General features: G+C 41.2%; 15 protein-coding genes. 3 read left to right on the top strand and 12 right to left on the bottom strand.

The genetic code is table 11. The features are described 5' to 3' along the window. Positions 1–1,020 (top strand): threonine aldolase family protein, encoded by a 1,020-nt coding sequence (locus FET73_RS12760; RefSeq protein ID WP_154224359.1) that lies wholly within the window; start codon positions 1–3, stop codon positions 1,018–1,020. Here the strand turns inward: FET73_RS12760 and FET73_RS12755 are convergent. From FET73_RS12755 to FET73_RS12700, 12 genes are all read right to left on the bottom strand, one after another. After that, positions 1,017–2,990, bottom strand: coding sequence for a putative bifunctional diguanylate cyclase/phosphodiesterase (locus FET73_RS12755; RefSeq protein ID WP_154224358.1), 1,974 nt, complete (start codon positions 2,988–2,990; stop codon positions 1,017–1,019). The two genes, FET73_RS12760 and FET73_RS12755, sit on opposite strands and share 4 nt — an antisense overlap. Before the next feature lie 278 nt (positions 2,991–3,268). Then, complete coding sequence (locus FET73_RS12750) at positions 3,269–5,497, bottom strand: EAL domain-containing protein (RefSeq protein WP_154224357.1); 2,229 nt, start codon at positions 5,495–5,497, stop codon at positions 3,269–3,271. A gap of 65 nt (positions 5,498–5,562) precedes the next feature. Then, positions 5,563–7,446 (bottom strand): DNA topoisomerase IV subunit B, encoded by a 1,884-nt coding sequence (parE, locus tag FET73_RS12745; protein WP_154224356.1) that lies wholly within the window; start codon positions 7,444–7,446, stop codon positions 5,563–5,565. A 157-nt stretch (positions 7,447–7,603) separates the two neighbouring features. Continuing rightward, complete coding sequence (locus tag FET73_RS12740) at positions 7,604–8,443, bottom strand: BPSS1780 family membrane protein (RefSeq protein WP_154224355.1); 840 nt, start codon at positions 8,441–8,443, stop codon at positions 7,604–7,606. Between the two features lie 10 nt (positions 8,444–8,453). After that, a complete protein-coding gene (gene sufU, locus FET73_RS12735) occupies positions 8,454–8,900 on the bottom strand; it encodes a Fe-S cluster assembly sulfur transfer protein SufU (RefSeq protein ID WP_154224354.1) in 447 nt (148 codons plus the stop codon). Positions 8,901–8,948: 48 nt separating this feature from the next. Next, entirely contained in the window at positions 8,949–10,166 is a 1,218-nt protein-coding gene (locus tag FET73_RS12730) for an aminotransferase class V-fold PLP-dependent enzyme (RefSeq protein ID WP_154224353.1), read from the bottom strand. Beyond that, entirely contained in the window at positions 10,160–11,332 is a 1,173-nt protein-coding gene (locus FET73_RS12725; RefSeq protein WP_154224352.1) for a SufD family Fe-S cluster assembly protein, read from the bottom strand. The genes FET73_RS12730 and FET73_RS12725 overlap by 7 nt, the downstream gene beginning before the upstream one ends. Then, positions 11,313–12,053: a Fe-S cluster assembly ATPase SufC gene (gene sufC / locus FET73_RS12720; RefSeq protein WP_154224351.1), complete on the bottom strand. Its 741-nt coding sequence runs from the start codon at positions 12,051–12,053 to the stop codon at positions 11,313–11,315. The genes FET73_RS12725 and sufC overlap by 20 nt, the downstream gene beginning before the upstream one ends. Next, positions 12,053–13,516 carry a Fe-S cluster assembly protein SufB gene (gene sufB, locus FET73_RS12715; RefSeq protein ID WP_484502575.1) on the bottom strand — a complete coding sequence of 488 codons (1,464 nt, stop codon included), beginning with the start codon at positions 13,514–13,516 and terminating at the stop codon, positions 12,053–12,055. The genes sufC and sufB overlap by 1 nt, the downstream gene beginning before the upstream one ends. Before the next feature lie 29 nt (positions 13,517–13,545). Further along, positions 13,546–13,980, bottom strand: a complete 435-nt coding sequence (locus FET73_RS12710) for an SUF system Fe-S cluster assembly regulator (protein WP_154224349.1) — start codon at positions 13,978–13,980, stop codon at positions 13,546–13,548. Positions 13,981–14,054: 74 nt separating this feature from the next. Further along, the gene (locus FET73_RS12705; RefSeq protein ID WP_154224348.1) at positions 14,055–14,708 is read right to left on the bottom strand and encodes an SdpI family protein; all 654 of its coding nucleotides are present in this window, start codon (positions 14,706–14,708) and stop codon (positions 14,055–14,057) included. Positions 14,709–14,719: 11 nt separating this feature from the next. Beyond that, the gene (locus FET73_RS12700) at positions 14,720–14,983 is read right to left on the bottom strand and encodes a metalloregulator ArsR/SmtB family transcription factor (protein ID WP_154224347.1); all 264 of its coding nucleotides are present in this window, start codon (positions 14,981–14,983) and stop codon (positions 14,720–14,722) included. A 149-nt stretch (positions 14,984–15,132) separates the two neighbouring features. On the opposite strand from FET73_RS12700, the gene FET73_RS12695 reads away from it, so the two are divergent. Next, complete coding sequence (locus FET73_RS12695; protein WP_154224346.1) at positions 15,133–18,426, top strand: beta strand repeat-containing protein; 3,294 nt, start codon at positions 15,133–15,135, stop codon at positions 18,424–18,426. Continuing rightward, the coding region (locus FET73_RS12690; protein ID WP_218944338.1) for an Ig-like domain-containing protein at positions 18,423–19,739 on the top strand (1,317 nt) is incomplete at its 3' end. The genes FET73_RS12695 and FET73_RS12690, both read left to right, overlap by 4 nt.

The raw sequence follows: 19,739 nt of genomic DNA, 5'->3' as shown, positions 1-19,739 counted from the left end.
ATGAATTTTCGCAGTGACAACGAAGCCCCGGTAAATGAGCACATCATGAAAGCCTTGATTGAAGCCAACCAAGGTTTTGAAGAATCATACGGCTATGACAAGTATTCTGTGCAATTCAAAGCCCAATGTCAGGATTTATTTCAATGCTGGGTTGAAGCTTTGCCATTAACTACTGGCACAGCGGCAAATTCAATCGCTATGGCTTTATCGTGCCCACCTTATGGTGCAATTTATTGCCATGAAGGCGCGCATATCAATGCCGATGAATGTGGCGCACCTGAAATGTTTACAAGTGGTGCAAAATTAATTCCAATAGCGGGTAATCACGGCAAAATTGACATTGATGTATTGCGTGCCAAATTGGCTGGATCTGGTGTACATGGTGAACATGAAGTGATGCCTGCTGTCATCAGTTTAACCCAATGCACAGAAGCTGGCACCGTTTATACATTGGAAGAACTGAACGCATTCAAAGCACTGAAAGAGGAATTTGGACTGGCTTTACATATGGATGGCGCACGTTTTGCCAATGCCCTAGTCTCTCTGGGTTGTTCCGCGGCTGAAATGACTTGGCAATCTGGTATAGACATGCTGTCTTTTGGTGCCACCAAAAATGGCGCCATGATGGCAGAATCCTTACTGGTTTTCAATCCGAAATACAAATCACAAATACTACGCCACAGAAAACGCTCAGGTCATTTAATCAGTAAAATGCGTTACGTCTCATCACAGTTGTGCGCTTACTTAACTGATGATTTGTGGCTGCAATTGGCTAACGACGCCAACCAGCAAGCGTTGTTTTTTTACGAAAACTGTGAGGGTCAAATTGAGTTCATACACCCAGTTGATGCGAATGAAGTATTTTGTCGCCTTCCTGTTAAAAAAATTGTTCAATTAAAGCAACAAGGATTTGAGTTTCATGTGTGGCCTGGCAGCAATGACATCATCCGGTTGGTTTTTTCTCATGCCACTCAACCACAAGCCGTTCAACGTTTAATTCAGTCAATCAATGAAATTTAACATTCTGAACCAATAATTTCTTTAAAAACTTCAAAGGGTGCAGGCTTGTTGAAATAATATCCCTGCACTTCATCGCAGCCCAATCGCTTCAAGATATTAAGCTGATCTTGACTTTCAATGCCTTCTGCCACCACTTTAACTTTGAGGTTTTTCCCCATACTGATTATGGCATTTATGAGCTCGTAATCGTCTTTTTGGATGGCGATATCTTTAACAAATGATTTGTCTATTTTTATCACATCAACTGGAAAGTTTTTTAAATAAGATAATGAAGAATAACCAGTGCCAAAGTCATCAATAGCTATGGTTATTCCATTTGACTTCACTTGATTCAAGATATGTTTACTGTGATTCAAATCACTGATAAGGGTTTGCTCTGTTAACTCTATTTCAAAATGACTTTTAGGAAATTGCTTTTCTTCTAAAACAGTCAGCAAATCTTCTACAAAATTTGGGCTTTCTAATTGCTTTGCCGAAACGTTATATGAAAGTTTTAATTCCGCATTGTAATCGAGTAATTGTTTGAACTTATCTAAAGCTGCATCCAATACTTGCCAACCCACATTAACTATCAAGCCGGATTCTTCAAGAATTTCTAAAAATATTTTGGGGGTCAATAAAGAACCATCTTTCTGTGACCACCTTATCAAAGCCTCTGCCCCCCAATATTTGCCTGTTTTTGCATCGACACGAAGTTGATAAACCAACTCGAATTCTTTCTTTTTTATCCCACTTTTTATTTTGTTCAATAACAGCAGTCTATCTTGTGATGACTTGGCCAAGTCCACATCATAAAATTTATAATTATTCCGACCTTGTCCTTTAACATAACGAAGCGCAGTATCAGCATGAGTAATCAACTCAGAGGCAGTATCACTTTGCTCAGGGAATTTAGCCACACCTATACTGGCATTGATTCTCACCAATTCTTCATCAAAATAAAATGGCCGTGATATGGCTTGTAACATCGTCTTTATTTTTGCAACTACAATATCTTGATTGTCTTTACCACTCAATAAAATGATAAATTCATCCCCCCCCATTCTTGCCACAAATGCTTTATTTAATATTTTTTCTAACCTGCGACTGAGTTCTATTAACAACTGATCACCCGCACCATGACCTAACGTGTCATTGACATCTTTGAATAAATCCAAGTCTAAATACAAGAGCCAAACAGACTCACCTTTACTGATTCTCTTGTCTAATTGCAAAGACATTAAATATCGATTCGGCAAATTAGTCAGTGTATCAAAGTGGGCCATATGCTCTAATTTTTTTTGGATAAACTGCTTTTGCTTAATTTCAGTAGCTAATTCTTCTGCTTTTAGTTTAGATTTTCTACGAGAAGACATGGCCCAATAGAATAAACATGAAAAAATAAGACCTGAAAAACCTATGGTTTCAGGTAGCCAAACCAAATAGGCTGCCAAAGTCTCTTCAGTTGGGTAAATGGTAAAATTTATCCCTTCTGGGTCAGAGTCTATATTGATGGAGAATACTTTATGATATGTTCCTAAAGAATCGACTGGGTCATTGGTATAAATGATTAAACCATCGGACTCTATATGCGTCCAATACCCAGAACTGATGGGGTTAATGATTACACTTTCAAAAAACTCATAGGTTTTAATCCTAGCCATTAAGAATCCAGTGAGTGTTTTCTTTTCATAAATGGATTGCACTAAATATACAACATAATCACCAAAAGCATTTTTAACTGGCTTGGATAATTCTAGCTTTTGACTGGCCTCTGCTTGATTCAAACGGTCATAGATGTCTTGAAAATCGGTCAGATTCATACCTTCACTGAAAACTGTATCTTGATTCTTTTCTAACCACCTTACAGAGTGATCAGCATTTATAAAAACCAAAGTATCCAGACCCTTTATGTCATCAATATTATTCTTGGCATCGCTTCTCCAAACAGTTTCACTCAGACCATTTTGCACTTCCCACCTGTTGACCATTCTTTTCAATATATTAAATTGAGTACTGAAGTCTGTAAAAACTTTGGAGTGGGTGCTAGAAGCTTGAATCTCTAGATTTTTTTCTAGTAAACTGATTTGAAATTGTCTGAAATTAAAAGCCAGAAAAAGCGTTGACAGAAAAATTGTCAATGAAATAATTCGAATTAAATGTATATTTGAATTCGTGATTTTAATTAAGAAACTCCTGCCACAAAATAAACTGTTTTAATTCTATCATTAAGGCGTATATGTTTTGAAGTTTCAACATTCTAACTTAATTAATATGACTGATCTGCACTGTTGTCGATGTGATTAAATAATTTATAAAAGTCTGCAAATGGCAAAGGTTTATTCAAATAAAAACCTTGGGCTTGTTGACAACCTTCATTCGCCAGTATTTGTAATTGTTTTTGTTCCTCCACTCCTTCAGCCACCACTTCCATTTTCAAACTTTTACCCATTGCTATGATAGCCTTTGCTAATTCTAAATCACTCTCGTTTTTATGAATGTCTTTGACAAAAGATTTATCAATTTTTAAAACGTTGACAGGAAAGTTTTTTAAATAAGACAACGATGAATAACCTGTACCAAAATCATCCAATGCAATCTTAACTTCTGCAGAACTCAGTGCATTAAGAGTGGCCAAACTGGACTCGTAATTTTCGATTAAAGTCTGCTCTGTCAATTCAACCTCTAACATCTCAGAAGGGAAATGGTGTGCCTCCATCATTGAAAATAAATCATTTAAAAAGTCTGGATGAGCCAATTGTTTAGCAGATACATTAATCGCCAACATAATAGGCGGATTTCCATTAAATAATTGCTGATATTGTTCAAATGCTTTATTGAAAGCGCTGTTACATATGCTGACAATCAACCCTGAATCTTCCGCCACATCCAAGAAGCTGTCTGGACTCATAAATTTACCGTCTTTTTTCCAACGCAATAAGGCTTCAGCCCCTACCATATCACCGGATTTAATTTCATATCTGGGTTGGAAAAACATTTCAAACTCATTATTATCTATACCCTTGTTGAAGGCTTGAATCAATTCCGCTTTGTATAAAGATGACGACTCTAAACTTTCATCAAAAATAGTATAAACATCTTTACCAATTTGTTTTGCCTGATTCATGGCATGCTCTGCTTTGGTTATTAACTCACCAACCACATGCCCCTGATGGGGGAAATAACAAACACCAATACTGGCTGTAATTCGGATACTTTCAGAACCTAAGCTTATTGGTTTTCTGATATTTTTTAGTAAATCTTCAGCATATATGAACATTTTCTCTTCTATCAAATTTTCTGAAAGACAAATAACAAACTCATCTCCTCCCATGTGCGCTATCATCGAATTGTGCTTTAAAACTTGATTGATTCGACCTGGAATAATTTTTAAAACCTCATCTGCTAACTGATGGGTATAGACATCATTAAGCTGTTTAAAGTCGTCAATATTTAAATACATAACAGCTATTTTCTGGCCACTAGACTCACATTCTTTGATTTTATTTTCTAGATAAATATTAAGGTAAGATCGATTGGGTAAGTGAGTTAAAGCATCATGCTTAGACATGTGCCTTATTTGTGACTCCATTTGTTGACTGCGCTTTATTTCTTTTGATAATAACTTTGCACTGGCTTTGGCCTTGATTCTGGAATTCATAGTTAAGTAGAACAAAATACCAATCAAAAAACCAGATAAAGCCATTATCAAAGGCAATGGTGATTGGAACAGTGACAACACCTCAGTCGTGGGATATACAGTAAAATCCCAACCTTCATTATCCGCATCCATGTTCATGGTAAACGTTTTTTGTGGCCCATCAATGCCGTAAAGCCCATCAGCCGTAAAAACCTTATGTTCACCCGCGGTGGCTGCTAAAACAAATCCACTGCTGTCACTGGGCTGAATCATAGATGACAACAAAACATCGATATCAAGTCTGGCTCCGATAAAGCCATCAAAAACATCAGCATTCCAAATAGGGTAAAAAACATGAATGGTGTAATTATCCCCAGGCAATTTAGTTACTTTTGAGAACTCTGGTCGTTTACTTTCTCTAGACAGAAGTAATTTTTCTTTTAAATCACCGTGTTGAAAAAAATTAAAACCGCTTTCAGGAACATTGACAGACAATCTACCTTCTGACCAACGCAAAACACCATCGGAATCAATCCACATCAAAACATCAACGCCATCAATGTCCTTCACATATTGACTGGCATCATGACGCCAAAGCTGTTCAATGGTACCATTGTTTTTTTGCCATCGCGTTCCCATGCGACCGATTGCGCCAATGATATCAAAGGTTTTTTTAGTTATGGTGTTTTCTATATTCTGCGCACTGACACCTATAGCTCGTTCTAAATAGTTTTTTTGTGCCTGATGAATAAACACACTGGCGAGAAGTACCACAACAACAAATACAGCAGATATCAGAACCGCTGCACTTCTTGAGTCTTTGAAACCACCCAACCTCTTGAAAAAGCCTTCAAACATAAATAGTCACACCAACCTCCATACTATAAAGTTAACACATTCTATGTTGACTTTAAATAACAAATTCAGACTGTGGCTAAATCACCTTTTTCTTGTAGCCATGTCTTCCTGTCTGCGGCACGTTTCTTAGCCAGTAACATATCTAAGATACCATGTGTGTTGTCACCGGCTGTAACCGAAAGCTGGAGTAAACGGCGTGTATCTGGTGCAATGGCACTTTCCCTTAATTGACCAGGGTTCATTTCTCCCAATCCTTTAAATCGGGTGACACTGACTTTGCCTTTCATTTTTTCCTGCTCAATTTTACGCAATATATGCTTACGCTCTGAATCATCCACTGCATAAAACTTTTGCTTACCTACATCAATTCGATACAGGGGTGGCATAGCGACAAACACATGCCCTGCCCTAACCAATGGCTCAAAGTGACGTAAAAACAAAGCACACAGTAGGGTTGCAATATGCAGTCCATCTGAGTCCGCATCAGCCAAGACAATCACTTTACCATAGCGTAAAGTGGCCAAATCTGTACTACCTGGGTCTACGCCAATAGCCACTGCCAAATCGTGAACCTCTTGTGAGGCCATTACATGAGCCGAATCCACTTCCCATGAATTTAATATTTTTCCTCGCAATGGCATGATGGCTTGGAACTCACGGTCTCTCGCTTGTTTTGCTGACCCACCGGCTGAATCACCTTCTACCAAAAACAACTCACCTTGCATCGGGTCATCAGAACTACAATCCGCTAACTTACCGGGTAATGCTGGACCTGTTGTTATTTTTTTACGCACCACTTTTTTGGCTTTACGCATGCGGTTTTGGGCATTGTTAATCGCAATCATGGCAATGCGTTCGGCATCATCTACATGTTGACTGAACCACAAGATCAAAGCATCTTTTAAGGTATTAGATACATAGGAAGCAATGGCTCGAGAAGACAAGCGTTCTTTGGTTTGTCCCGAAAATTGGGGGTCTTTCATTTTTGAAGACAACACATAGCAAACACGATCCCAAACATCATCAGGCGCCAACTTAACGCCACGTGGTAACAAATTATGACTGTCTGCAAAATCCCTAACAGCTTCAGTCAACCCTGTTCTGAGGCCATTGACATGCGTACCGCCTTGTGCGGTTGGAATCAAATTGACATAACTTTCAGTGACTAATTCACCCTGTGGCAACCAAGTCAAGGCCCAATCAACTGCAAATTCATCTTCTTGTTGTGCACCTACAAAGGCATTCAAAGGGATGATTTCATCAGATTGGATTTCATCTAACAGGTATTGCCTTAAACCGTCTTCAAATTGCCAGGTGATTTCTTCTTCGTTGATGTTGTCTTTAAAGTTTATGGTTAAGCCAGGACACAGAACGGCTTTGGCTTTAAGTAAATGTTTGAGTTTTCTGACACCCACTTTGGTGGTATCAAAATAAACGGGTGCGGGTGTAAATTGTACACGGGTTCCCGTGTTTTTTTGACCAACCTGACCTACGACATTCAACTCTAAAATCTTGTCACCATGTTCAAAAGCAATGTGGTGTTCCTTTCCATCTCGCTTAATCCAAACATCCAAGCGTTCACTCAGTGCATTAACCACTGAAACACCGACACCATGTAGACCGCCTGAAAACGTATAGTTTTTTCCAGAAAACTTGCCGCCAGCGTGCAATTTAGACAAGATTAATTCAACACCAGACACGCCATGTTCTTCATGTATATCTACTGGCATACCACGACCGTTGTCCGAAACTTCTATGCTGCCATCTTGGTGCAAGACCACTTGTATTTTATTGGCATGCCCTTCAAGCGCTTCATCAACGGAGTTATCAACCACCTCTTGGATTAAATGGTTTGGGCGATTTGTTTCGGTGTACATGCCCGGTCGACGTTTGACTGGATCTAATCCAGATAAGACTTCAATGTCAGAGGATTGGTAGGTTTTCGTCATATAAATCCCTTAAATACACAATATTGATTTCAAGAACAGCACTGAAACAGACTGCCTAAGCGCTTTTAAAGGATTAATTTTAGTACACTTTACCCCTGCATTAGAAGCAAAGATTTAAGGTAAAAATCATCAAGTTAAAACTTGTGCTTTTGTGTCATTAAATTTCAGTGTGAATTTGACCTTCAACATCGCTTTCATTGTCATCACCATGACCACCTTTATCCGGTGTTTCAACTATTGGGAATAAGGCATCGAAAGCAAAAAACTGACCCGTTAAATTAACTGAAAAAATTATGATCATGGCACCTGACATCAGTACAACAGCGAGAGAACCCAAAACACTAGAAAGCAACACGCCCAGGAACATGGTCACAAAAACCAAAGCTACAATCAACAGCGACAACACCAGCATGCCACGCCAAGCTTGTGAGAACCCCAAATAACTTCCAATAATGGCTTGTTTTATGGTTTGCTTGTGAAAGAATACCAGTTGAGGCGAGAAAAAGGCCACCACCAACAGCGGAATCGAAACCACCATTGATATGAATTGCCCTATCAAAATGTTTTTCATTTGCAAGGTGGGCTCCATACCTTCATCGATGACCAAACCCAATGCATTGAATATCGTCTGTGTTACCACCTCAGTAACAAACCCCATCAACAGCAAGCACACTCCTAACATTAATAAAGGTGTTGTTTGGTGTTTAAAAGCAGCAAAATAATCAGAAAGCACCACTTTAGGGCCGCCTTCACTTTGTTGCCTTGCTTTATGACAAGCATTATATATACCTGCTGTTATCAATGGGCTAAATACAGCCACAAGCAACATAAAAAGTGACTCATTGATGCTGACAATAGAAAAAGCAATCAAACCATACATGGCAATAACCATCAACCACAAGGCGCCCAATACAGGCAACAACTCTAGGCCCTGATAAAACCATTTTTGGCCATCTGCCCAGGTGTAAGATTTTTGGGGAGTGATTTGCTGAGGCATGAGAAATCCTTTATTCGGTTGTGGCTGTTGGTTGACCTTTGATGGCTGCTGCCATGGCGTGCCAACATAAAGTGGCTGACTTAATTCGAGATGGGAATTTTTTTACAGTGATTAAGTTATTGACGTCTTCCAGCGCGTCAATTCTTTGAATATCAGAACCTTTAGCCATTAATTGGCAAAACAATTCAAACTTGCTCAAAGCATCATCAACAGCACGCCCTTTGATGAATTCAGTCATCATTGAAGCTGAAGCCATTGAAATCGCACAGCTCTCACCGTCGTAATTAATGGCTGAAATGACATCACCTTCTATGGTCAAGTAAACATGTACCAAATCACCACAAATGGCGTTCAAACCTTCAGAATGGTGTGTCCAATGATCCGGTCTACCATAATTTCTTGGGTTGCGATTGTGTTCCAAGATGGTCTGTTTGTACAGTTTGCTTAAATCCGTCATGTTAATTAATCGTCAAATATTTTGGAATGGTTTGTCATTAAACCTTTCTTATTTAAACATTTCTATGGCTTTGAGCAGCGATTCTACCAGAATATCGACATCTTGCTCGGTGTTATAAAAAGCAAAAGATGCCCGACAAGAACCCGCCACCCCAAAATATTCAAAAATAGGCATGGTGCAATGGTGTCCGGTACGAACAGCAACACCATGATGATCAATAATGGTACCAATGTCATGGGCATGTATGCCCTCAATATTGAATGAAAACACAGGTGACTTGTGCTTGGCTGTACCGAGCATTCTCAACCCAGGAACTTTAGCCAATGCCTGCTCTGCATAAACCCGCAACTCGGCATCACGCTGCTCAATATTTTCCATTCCAATTGACATCATAAATTCGGCAGCTGCACCCAAACCAATACCGCCGGCAATGTTTGGTGTACCCGCTTCAAACTTAGCAGGAACCGCATTATAAACCGTTGATTCAAAGGTCACTTTGCTGATCATTTCACCGCCACCGTGATAAGGTGGCATGGCATTTAAATGTTCAGCTTTGCCAAACAAAACGCCAGAACCTGTTGGCCCATACATTTTGTGGCCAGATACAGTATAAAAATCACAATCAAGATCTTGAACATCAACTTTTAAATGTGGTGTGGCTTGTGCACCATCAAGCATCACTGGCACGCCTTTGGCATGTGCTTTAGTAACCACTTCTTTTACAGGATTGATGGTTCCTAACGCATTAGATACATGTACCACAGACATAAACTTGGTTTTTTCGGTTAACAAATCATCTAATTGATCGACACACAATTCTCCTGCATCATTCATTGGTATGACTTTTAAAACAGCGCCAGTCTGTTCGCATAATAATTGCCAAGGCACAATATTAGAATGGTGTTCCAAGTGAGAGATTAAAATTTCATCTCCTTTTGAAACACGTGAACGTACAAAAGTCTGCGCAACCAAATTAACCGCTTCGGTACAACCACGAACAAAGATCAAATCTTTTTCACTCGGTGCATTCAACAACTTTGCCAACGATTTTCTGGCATTCTCATACAAATCAGTCGCAGATTCACTCAGGCTGTGTACGCCTCGGTGAATGTTGGCATTGTGGTTGATGTAGTAATCATTGATGGCATCTAAAACCATTTGTGGTCTTTGTGCTGTAGCCGCATTGTCTAAATAGACCAAGGGCTTGCCATTAACTTCTTGGTGTAATCCAGGAAATTGATCTCGATGAAATTGCTTATTTAACATACCTCAGCCTCAGCTACAAATGACTCGATCATGATGTCCTTGGCTTGCTTGGCATCAATCCCGCGTGATTGTAGATAGAACAATGAAGATTCATCTAATGCACCGATGGTTGAGCCATGAGCTGCTATCACTTCATCTGTGCTCACTTCTAATTCAGGCTTAGAGAAAATCTTGGCATCATCAGTCAACAAGATATTCTTTAAATCTTGTGAAATTTCAGAATGGTCAGCACCGTGAGCCACCACGGCTTTGGCGTTGTTAAATATCTGAGACCTGTCATCCGCAATAGATCGATGTATCACTTCGGATGCGTTGTATTTTTTATCATGAAATACATTAACTATATCAGCTATATGACTGTCATTATTCGCTTTATTTATTGAGCCAGAAATATATTTTGCACGTTCAGCTACAAATTCAACCTGCTGATTATGGTGTTGCAACAACCCACTGAACCGGTAATTCATGGCTTTCATTTCAGCATTTTGTAGCATAATGATTTGATTAAAGCCAACCAAAACAGCTTCAGATTCAAATTGTGACCATGTGGTTTTATTGACCTTGGCATCACGACCAATTTGCCAGGCAGCCGTTTGATTGGTTCTGCCACCTGCATAGATTTCATTGATGGTTATTTGACTGTTATCGCCAATAACAAATTGATTGCGTATAAATTGCCAGTCGTTGTTGTCTGACTCAATGACTACCGCAATCACAAAATCAGGGTGTTGCTGATTGTTATCCACTTTAATTTGAACACCAGTATGGTACAAAGCCTTATTCAGTTGTAACAATGACTGTTCATCTACATGGGTTTTCGCTTCAGTTGAAATCAACTCATCAGCTGACAAGGTTTCAATACCAGCAACGCTTAACCATTCAGGCATCTCACCCACAAGCTCATGACCTTGGGCGGAAATCACAACACACACATCGGCGTCAATTTCTTCCAGTTCAATTGAATCAATATCTTTAACATCAGATTCAGCAAGCAATTTAGCACTGTCACTGTAACGCCACGTTTCCATTTTGCGATTCGGTTCAGCCATGTTTTCTAGCTGAGTCAAGGCCTCGGTTTTTTGTGCCAATATCCACTCAGGCCAGTTAGCTGTTATTTTGTTGGCTTGGGCAATTTCGCCCTGCCATTTATTGATTAAGCCAGCCATAACCCTGCTCTTCTAATTCCAATGCCAAATTCTTATCGCCTGATCTGACGATTTTACCGTCTGCCAATACATGAACATAGTCAGGTTCAATGTAATCCAATAAACGCTGATAATGTGTGATGATAACGAATGAGCGGTCTGGAGAACGCAGTTTATTCACACCATCGGCAACAATTTTCAATGCATCAATATCCAAACCAGAGTCGGTTTCATCCAAAATAGCCAGCTTAGGTTCTAAGATGCCCATTTGAAACACTTCGTTGCGTTTTTTCTCGCCGCCAGAGAAACCAACATTCACAGGTCGTTTCAACAAATCATCGCGCATGTTCATGTCTTTGATTTTTTGTTTCACCATGCGCAAAAAACTGGCCGAATCCATTTCAGGCTCGCCACGGTATTTGCGTTGTGCATTCAATGCGGTGCGTAAGAAATACATGTTGTTCACACCCGGAATTTCTACTGGATACTGAAAGGCTAAGAACACGCCTTCAGCCGCACGCTCTTCAGGGGCCATGTCCAATAAATCTTTACCCATCATGTCAACAGAACCTGCAGTCACTTCCACATGAGGCATGCCTGCCAACACATTACCCAAAGTGCTTTTACCAGCACCATTAGGGCCCATAATGGCATGAACTTCACCGGGCTTAACGTCTAAGCTCAATCCTTTTAAAATGTCTTTATCACCGGCTTTGGCGAATATGTCTTTGATGTTTAACATTAACCTATGGCTCCTTCTAATGAGATGTCCAACAATGCTTTGGCTTCCACAGCAAATTCCATGGGCAGCTCTTTAAATACTTGTTTACAAAATCCGTCAACAATCAAGGAAATGGCATCTTCTTCACCAATGCCGCGTTGTAGACAGTAGTTCAATTGATCTTCTGAAATCTTTGAAGTCGTTGCTTCATGTTCAATTTTGGCCGTTGAATTGGCCGACTCCGTATAGGGGAATGTATGTGCGCCACAATCTTTGCCTATTAACAAGGAATCACATTGGGTGAAATTTCGGGCATGATCTGCTTTTTTTGCCACACGAACCAAGCCTCGATAGGCATTCGAACTTTTACCCACTGAAATGCCTTTAGAAATGATTGTGGATTTGGTGTTTTTACCCAAATGAATCATTTTGGTGCCGGTGTCAGCTTGTTGGTAATTGTTAGTCAATGCCACAGAATAAAACTCCCCGCTTGAATGATCTCCACGCAAAATACAACTTGGGTATTTCCAAGTAATCGCTGAACCTGTTTCTACTTGTGTCCATGATATTTTGCTGTTGGCTCCTTCGCATAAGCCACGTTTGGTGACAAAGTTGTATATACCACCTTTGCCGTTTTCATCACCGGGATACCAGTTCTGTACCGTTGAATACTTGATTTTAGAATCTTTCATCGCCACCAATTCAACAACGGCAGCATGCAATTGATTTTCATCACGCATCGGTGCGGTACAACCTTCTAAATAGCTGACTGAGGCACCTTCTTCTGCAACAATTAATGTGCGCTCAAATTGGCCTGTGTTGATGGCATTGATTCGAAAGTATGTCGACAATTCCATTGGACATCGGACGCCTTTAGGAATGTAAACGAATGAACCATCAGAAAATACCGCCGCATTCAAGGCAGCAAAATAATTATCACGTGAAGGTACAACTGAACCCAGATGTTTTTTGACCAACTCAGGGTGGTCTTTAACCGCTTCTGAGAATGACGAAAAGATGACACCTACTTTCTCGAGTTCCGCTTTGAATGTCGTACCAACTGACACGGAATCAAACACCGCATCAACAGCCACTCCAGCCAATCGCTCACGCTCATGCAAAGGCACACCCAGCTTGTCATATGTTTCGAGTAACTTAGGATCCACTTCATCTAAAGACTTTGGTGCATCCTTATTTGACTTAGGCGCCGAAAAATATGAAATGGCTTGAAAGTCAATTTCTGGCACATTCAATTTGGCCCAGTCTGGATTTGGCATAGACTGCCATTGTTTGAAAGCATTCAAACGGTATTCAAGCAACCACTCAGGCTCCTCTTTCTTGGCTGAAATCTGCCTGATGACCGATTCATTCAATCCAGGTGGTAAAGTATCAGACTCAATGTCAGTGACGAAACCGTCTTTATACGACTGATTCGCCCTTTCTTTGACTGCCCTATTTTCAACTGCTGACTCATCATTATTTATGATTTCAGCTTCTTGATTATCAATATTACTCATGGTTTTATTTCTAAAGCAATGGATTTCTTGCTGTCCGCCGGCATCAATTCACTGACGGTCACATTTTCCAATGCTTGGGTAATCACTTGGCTGACTTTCTTTAATCCCAAGCTCATGTCACAGTCAGCACTTAAGTGACAGGCCGAATCATCTATTACACAATCAGTCAATGCCATCGCCCCTTCGATTGCCTCAATGACTTCGTGCAGTGAAATGTCACGTTTCCGCTTAACCAAAACGTAGCCACCGTTGGCACCTCGCTTTGATTCAAGTAAACCCGCATTTTTCAGCAGTTTAAGTATTTTGCTAACAGTCGGCGTTTCCAAACCAATCTTCTTGGCCAATGAATCAGCAGACGCCGGTGAGTCTGACTTTTTTAAAGCCATAATCACCATAAATGCGTATTCTGTTAGGCGTGACATTTTTAACATGGCGGCATGGTAACATAAAAAGGACTCAATCAGTACTGATTAAGTCCTTTATTGACTTGCTATATTGACTTGAATCAACTTTCTTTTTTATTGAATCCTTCTAACTTGTGGTATGCGTACAGAGAATAAAACACTGGAAGCAGTGATCCGAACATTAATGAACCAATTACCCAAGCCACTGGCGCTTTAAATATGGTCAATATGACCACCGCAAGTCCCGCCAGAACAAAACACCATGATCCCATTCGGTGTGTCGCATACCAAACCTTGTCACTCGATAAAGTCCATGGCGTCCTGATTCCTAAGAAAAAATTCTTTGGCACTTTAGAAATATAATTACCCAACACAATAAACAAACCACCGATTCCAAACATGATCCAGTTATTCATCTCCAGGTCTTTATTCAATGCAGACTCAAAACTTAAAACCATCACTCCTGTAATAAACAAGCTCATGATCAATATGATCAAATCGTAAATTCGTTTGGCCTCATCCAATTTAAAACCTTTCGGAGAAATTTTAGGCAATAAAGCCAACAGCATCACCATGCCAGTAACAACCATAGGCATCATATACACACCCCATGGTTTAGCTGTATAACCATCAATTTCACCACTGGCATTCCAGTGTGTTGGTACCATTTCTGGCAAAAAAGGCTCATACCAATACGCCACAACCCAAGAAATTAAAGCCACAACCGCGCTTGCAATGATTGATTTATTTTTCATTTTTATACCCTTTAATAAAACAGCTGCTTCACCAACAACAACATTTCTTCTACCACGCTCATATTTAATGTATAGATCCGCTTCTGCTTGTCTTTTCTGACTCGAACCAATTCCGCCGACTTAAGTACATTTAAATGATGAGACAAAGTGGCACCGGAAAAGTCGAAATGATCAGACAACTCGGACACCGATTTTTCACCTTCTTTTAACAGGTTAATTATGGTGCGCCTGTGCGGATCAGCCAACGCAGAGAATATAGATTGTTGTTCACTCATGCTATTTAGAATATCATCTAAATACACTGATTTCAACTCATATGACATAAATTGTCAGAATCACTCTAAATCTTTTAAGCACATGTAGTAAACCAATATGAATGTGAAATAATGTTTCATAAAGGACTGATATATGAAGTTTTGGCCAGATGGCAGTACATACAGTACATTTTTGTGATATAAATCGCGTTTTTAAAAACAATCCTATGCGTGTGAGGAAAAAAATGAAACTAAAGTTAATTTTAGTAAGCTTTGCGTGTCTGATAACATCCGTTGTCAATGCACAAGAAGTCAGGACTTTTGAAACTCGGTCGAGCTTTAATATCAATGGTAACATTATGGCAGTTGGCAATACACTGCTAACCTGTGACGGGACCGGAAATTGCAGCGACGTTCAAAACGGCAGCACTTCAAGCAGCAACGGCAGGAACATGGTTTTAGTCAATGATGATCCTGGAGCTGGATTCACCAACTCATCTACAGCCACACTGACTTTACCTGCCGGTTCCAATGTACTCTATGCAGGTCTTTATTGGGGCGGTCGTGCATCAAATAATGACAGCAACCGCAACACAGTTCAATTTAAAGCAGCAGGATCAGGTTCATACAACACCGTTACAGCCTCTGTTATAGACACATACGGCGCAGATGGCGAAGACGACCAAAGACCCTATCAAGGTTTTGCCGATATTACTACATTAGTTTCTAATGCTGGCAGCGGTTCATACACTGTTGGAGATGTCACTTTATCTACAGGTAACGACAATCTGGGCTTTTATGGCGGTTGGTCAATTGCTGTTATTTACCAAGACAACAATGAACCATACAGAAGATTGATGTTAATGGACGGCGCCGTTCGCGTTATTGATAGCAACACTGAAACCATTACCATTCCAAATATCGTTACCCCTCAAGTAGGCAGTTTTGATACCTTTTTAGGCGCTTTAGTTTGGGAAGGAGATCAAAGCATTTCAGGTGATGCCTTAGAATTTCAAGGAACCCCATTCAATAACAACCTAAATTCCAGCAACAACTTCTGGAACAGCACCATTACACGTTATGACAGTCATGTTGCTACCAAGTCTCCTAACTATGTTAACCAACTAGGAATGGATTTAGATATGGTTGATGTTTCTGGTGAGTTACCCAATGGTTTGACCACTGCAGACATTGATTTTGTAACTGACGGTGATTGGTATTACGCACACATGTTGATGTTTGCTACCGATTTACATGTTCCAGACTTTGGTGCAAACATCAGTAAAACAGCCAATGATATCAATGGCGGTGACATACAGGCTGGTGATGTTATTGAATACACCATAAGCTTCGAAAACACAGGTCAAGATGGTGCAACCAACACGGTACTGACAGACCCTATTCCGGCTAATACAAATTATGTAGCTGACTCGTTAATAATTGTTTCAGCAGACAGTGGCCCAACAGGTACTTTAACTGACAACACAGGAGATGATGCAGGCGAATTTGACAGCAATAATAATGAAGTAATTTTCAGATTAGGATCGGGCGCGAATCAAACCAATGGTGGTACCATTTTGGTAAATGAAGGCGCAACTGTTAGGTTTCAAGTGACTGTTGATACATTCATACAAGATGGCGATATCGTCAATATTGCAGAAGTGTTATCCAACTCAACCTCCTTACCAAATGACGATTTCCAAGCGTTTGCACAGAATACAATAACAATGACAGACAACACAGCACCTGATGCGCCAGTTTGTACTGTTACACCAAATCCTGCCAACAACGGCACAGCTTTGACTGCGTCTTGTACCAATGTTGAATCAGGTGCAACAGTAACCATTCCAGGTTATGTCTGTTCCGCCGAGAACAACAATGCCGTCACTTGTACAGCAACTGCTGGCCAAGTTGGTGTTGATGGTGATGAGACTGCGACAGTGACTGACCCTGCTGGTAACTCAAACACAGCACCTGCAACATTCGTTTTAGATAATGATGCACCAGCTGCGCCAGTTTGTAGTGTGACACCAAACCCTGCCAACAACGGCACTGCATTAACAGCAACTTGTACCAATGTGGAATCAGGTGCAAGCGTATCTATTCCAGGTTATGTATGTTCTGCCGAGAACAACAATGCCGTCACTTGTACAGCAACCGCTGGCCAAGGTGGCGTTGATGGTGATGAAACTGCGACAGTAACAGATCCTGCTGGTAACTCGAATACAGCTCCTGCTACATTCGTGTTAGATAACTCAGCACCTGATGCACCTGTTTGTACTGTGACACCAAACCCTGCAAACAATGGCACGGCTTTGACTGCCTCGTGTACCAATGTGGAATCAGGTGCTAGTGTATCTATTCCTGGTTATGTTTGTTCTGCCGAGAACAACAATGCCGTCACTTGTACAGCAACCGCTGGCCAAGGTGGTGTTGATGGTGATGAAACTGCGACAGTAACAGATCCTGCCGGTAACTCAAACACAGCACCTGCTACATTTGTGTTAGATAACTCAGCACCAGCTGCACCAGTGTGTACTGTGACACCAAACCCTGCCAACAACGGTACTGCATTAACAGCAACTTGTACCAATGTGGAATCAGGTGCAAGCATATCTATTCCAGGTTATGTTTGTTCTGCTGAAAACAACAATGCCGTCACTTGTACAGCAACCGCTGGTCAAAGTGGTGTTGATGGTGATGAAACTGCCACAGTAACAGATCCTGCCGGTAACTCAAACACAGCACCTGCTACTTTCGTACTCGATAACTCAGCACCAGCTGCACCAGTGTGTACTGTGACACCAAACCCTGCCAACAACGGTACTGCATTAACAGCAACTTGTACCAATGTTGAATCAGGTGCAATCGTATCTATTCCAGGTTATGTTTGTTCTGCTGAAAACAACAATGCCGTCACTTGTACAGCAACCGCTGGTCAAAGTGGTGTTGATGGTGATGAAACTGCCACAGTAACAGATCCTGCCGGTAACTCAAACACAGCACCTGCTACATTTGTGTTAGATAACTCAGCACCAGCTGCACCTGTTTGTACTGTGACACCAAACCCTGCAAACAACGGTACTGCATTAACAGCAACTTGTACCAATGTGGAATCAGGTGCAACAGTAACCATTCCAGGTTATGTTTGTTCTGCTGAAAATAACAATGCCGTAACTTGTACAGCAACCGCTGGTCAAGGTGGTGTTGATGGTGATGAAACTGCGACAGTAACAGATCCTGCCGGTAACTCAAACACAGCACCTGCGACATTCGTACTAGATAACACAGCACCAGCTGCACCAGTGTGTACTGTGACACCAAACCCTGCCAACAACGGTACTGCATTAACAGCAACTTGTACCAATGTGGAATCAGGTGCAAGCATATCTATTCCAGGTTATGTTTGTTCTGCTGAAAACAACAATGCCGTNCAGCACCAGCTGCACCAGTGTGTACTGTGACACCAAACCCTGCCAACAACGGTACTGCATTAACAGCAACTTGTACCAATGTTGAATCAGGTGCAATCGTATCTATTCCAGGTTATGTTTGTTCTGCTGAAAACAACAATGCCGTAACTTGTACAGCAACCGCTGGTCAAGGTGGTGTTGATGGTGATGAAACTGCGACAGTGACTGACCCTGCTGGTAACTCAAACACAGCACCTGCGACATTCGTACTAGACAACACAGCGCCTGATGCGCCCGTGTGTACTGTGACACCAAACCCTGCCAACAATGGCACGGCATTGACAGCCTCGTGTACCAATGTTGAATCAGGTGCAAGCATATCTATTCCAGGTTATGTTTGTTCTGCTGAAAACAACAATGCCGTCACTTGTACAGCAACCGCTGGTCAAAGTGGTGTTGATGGTGATGAAACTGCCACAGTAACAGATCCTGCAGGTAACTCAAACACAGCACCTGCTACTTTCGTACTCGATAACTCAGCACCAGCTGCACCAGTGTGTACTGTGACACCAAACCCTGCCAACAACGGTACTGCATTAACAGCAACTTGTACCAATGTTGAATCAGGTGCAATCGTATCTATTCCAGGTTATGTTTGTTCTGCTGAAAACAACAATGCCGTAACTTGTACAGCAACCGCTGGTCAAGGTGGTGTTGATGGTGATGAAACTGCGACAGTGACAGATCCTGCCGGTAACTCAAACACAGCACCTGCTACTTTCGTACTCGATAACTCAGCACCTGACTCACCAACTATTACTTCACCAACAGATGGCAGTATAATAAATATAGGAATACCAACTGTCACTGGTACTGCAGAGCCTTTTGCTGACATTGTTGTAACTGGTCCAAATGGTGAAACTTGTACAACACAAGCTGATCAAAACGGTGATTGGTCTTGCGTGATAGCACCCGCTTTAACTGACGGTTCTAATGTCATCAGTGTCGTGGCTACAGATGCAGCGAACAACGAATCTGCACCTGCCACTGTAACCATAACTGTAGATACTGTAACACCTGATGCACCTGTCATCATCACACCGACCAATGGCGCGCCTGTTACGGGTACCGGCGAACCTGGTGCCACTGTAACGGTTACCACACCGGGTGGTTCTACTTGTACAACTGAAGTTCAACCTGATGGCACATGGTCTTGTACTTTGGTCGGCCCTCCTGCTGACGGTGAAGATGTAACCGCTGTTCAAGAAGATGAAGCAGGCAACACCTCTCCTCCAGTCACAGTTCCAGGTGGCATTGATACACAATCACCTGATGCCCCAGTGATTACCTCACCTACTGATGGT

Origin of the sequence: Marinicella rhabdoformis, assembly GCF_009671245.1 — a bacterium.
In the GTDB taxonomy this organism is placed as follows: domain Bacteria; phylum Pseudomonadota; class Gammaproteobacteria; order Xanthomonadales; family Marinicellaceae; genus Marinicella; species Marinicella rhabdoformis.
This window is presented reverse-complemented; position numbering and strand designations above follow the sequence as displayed.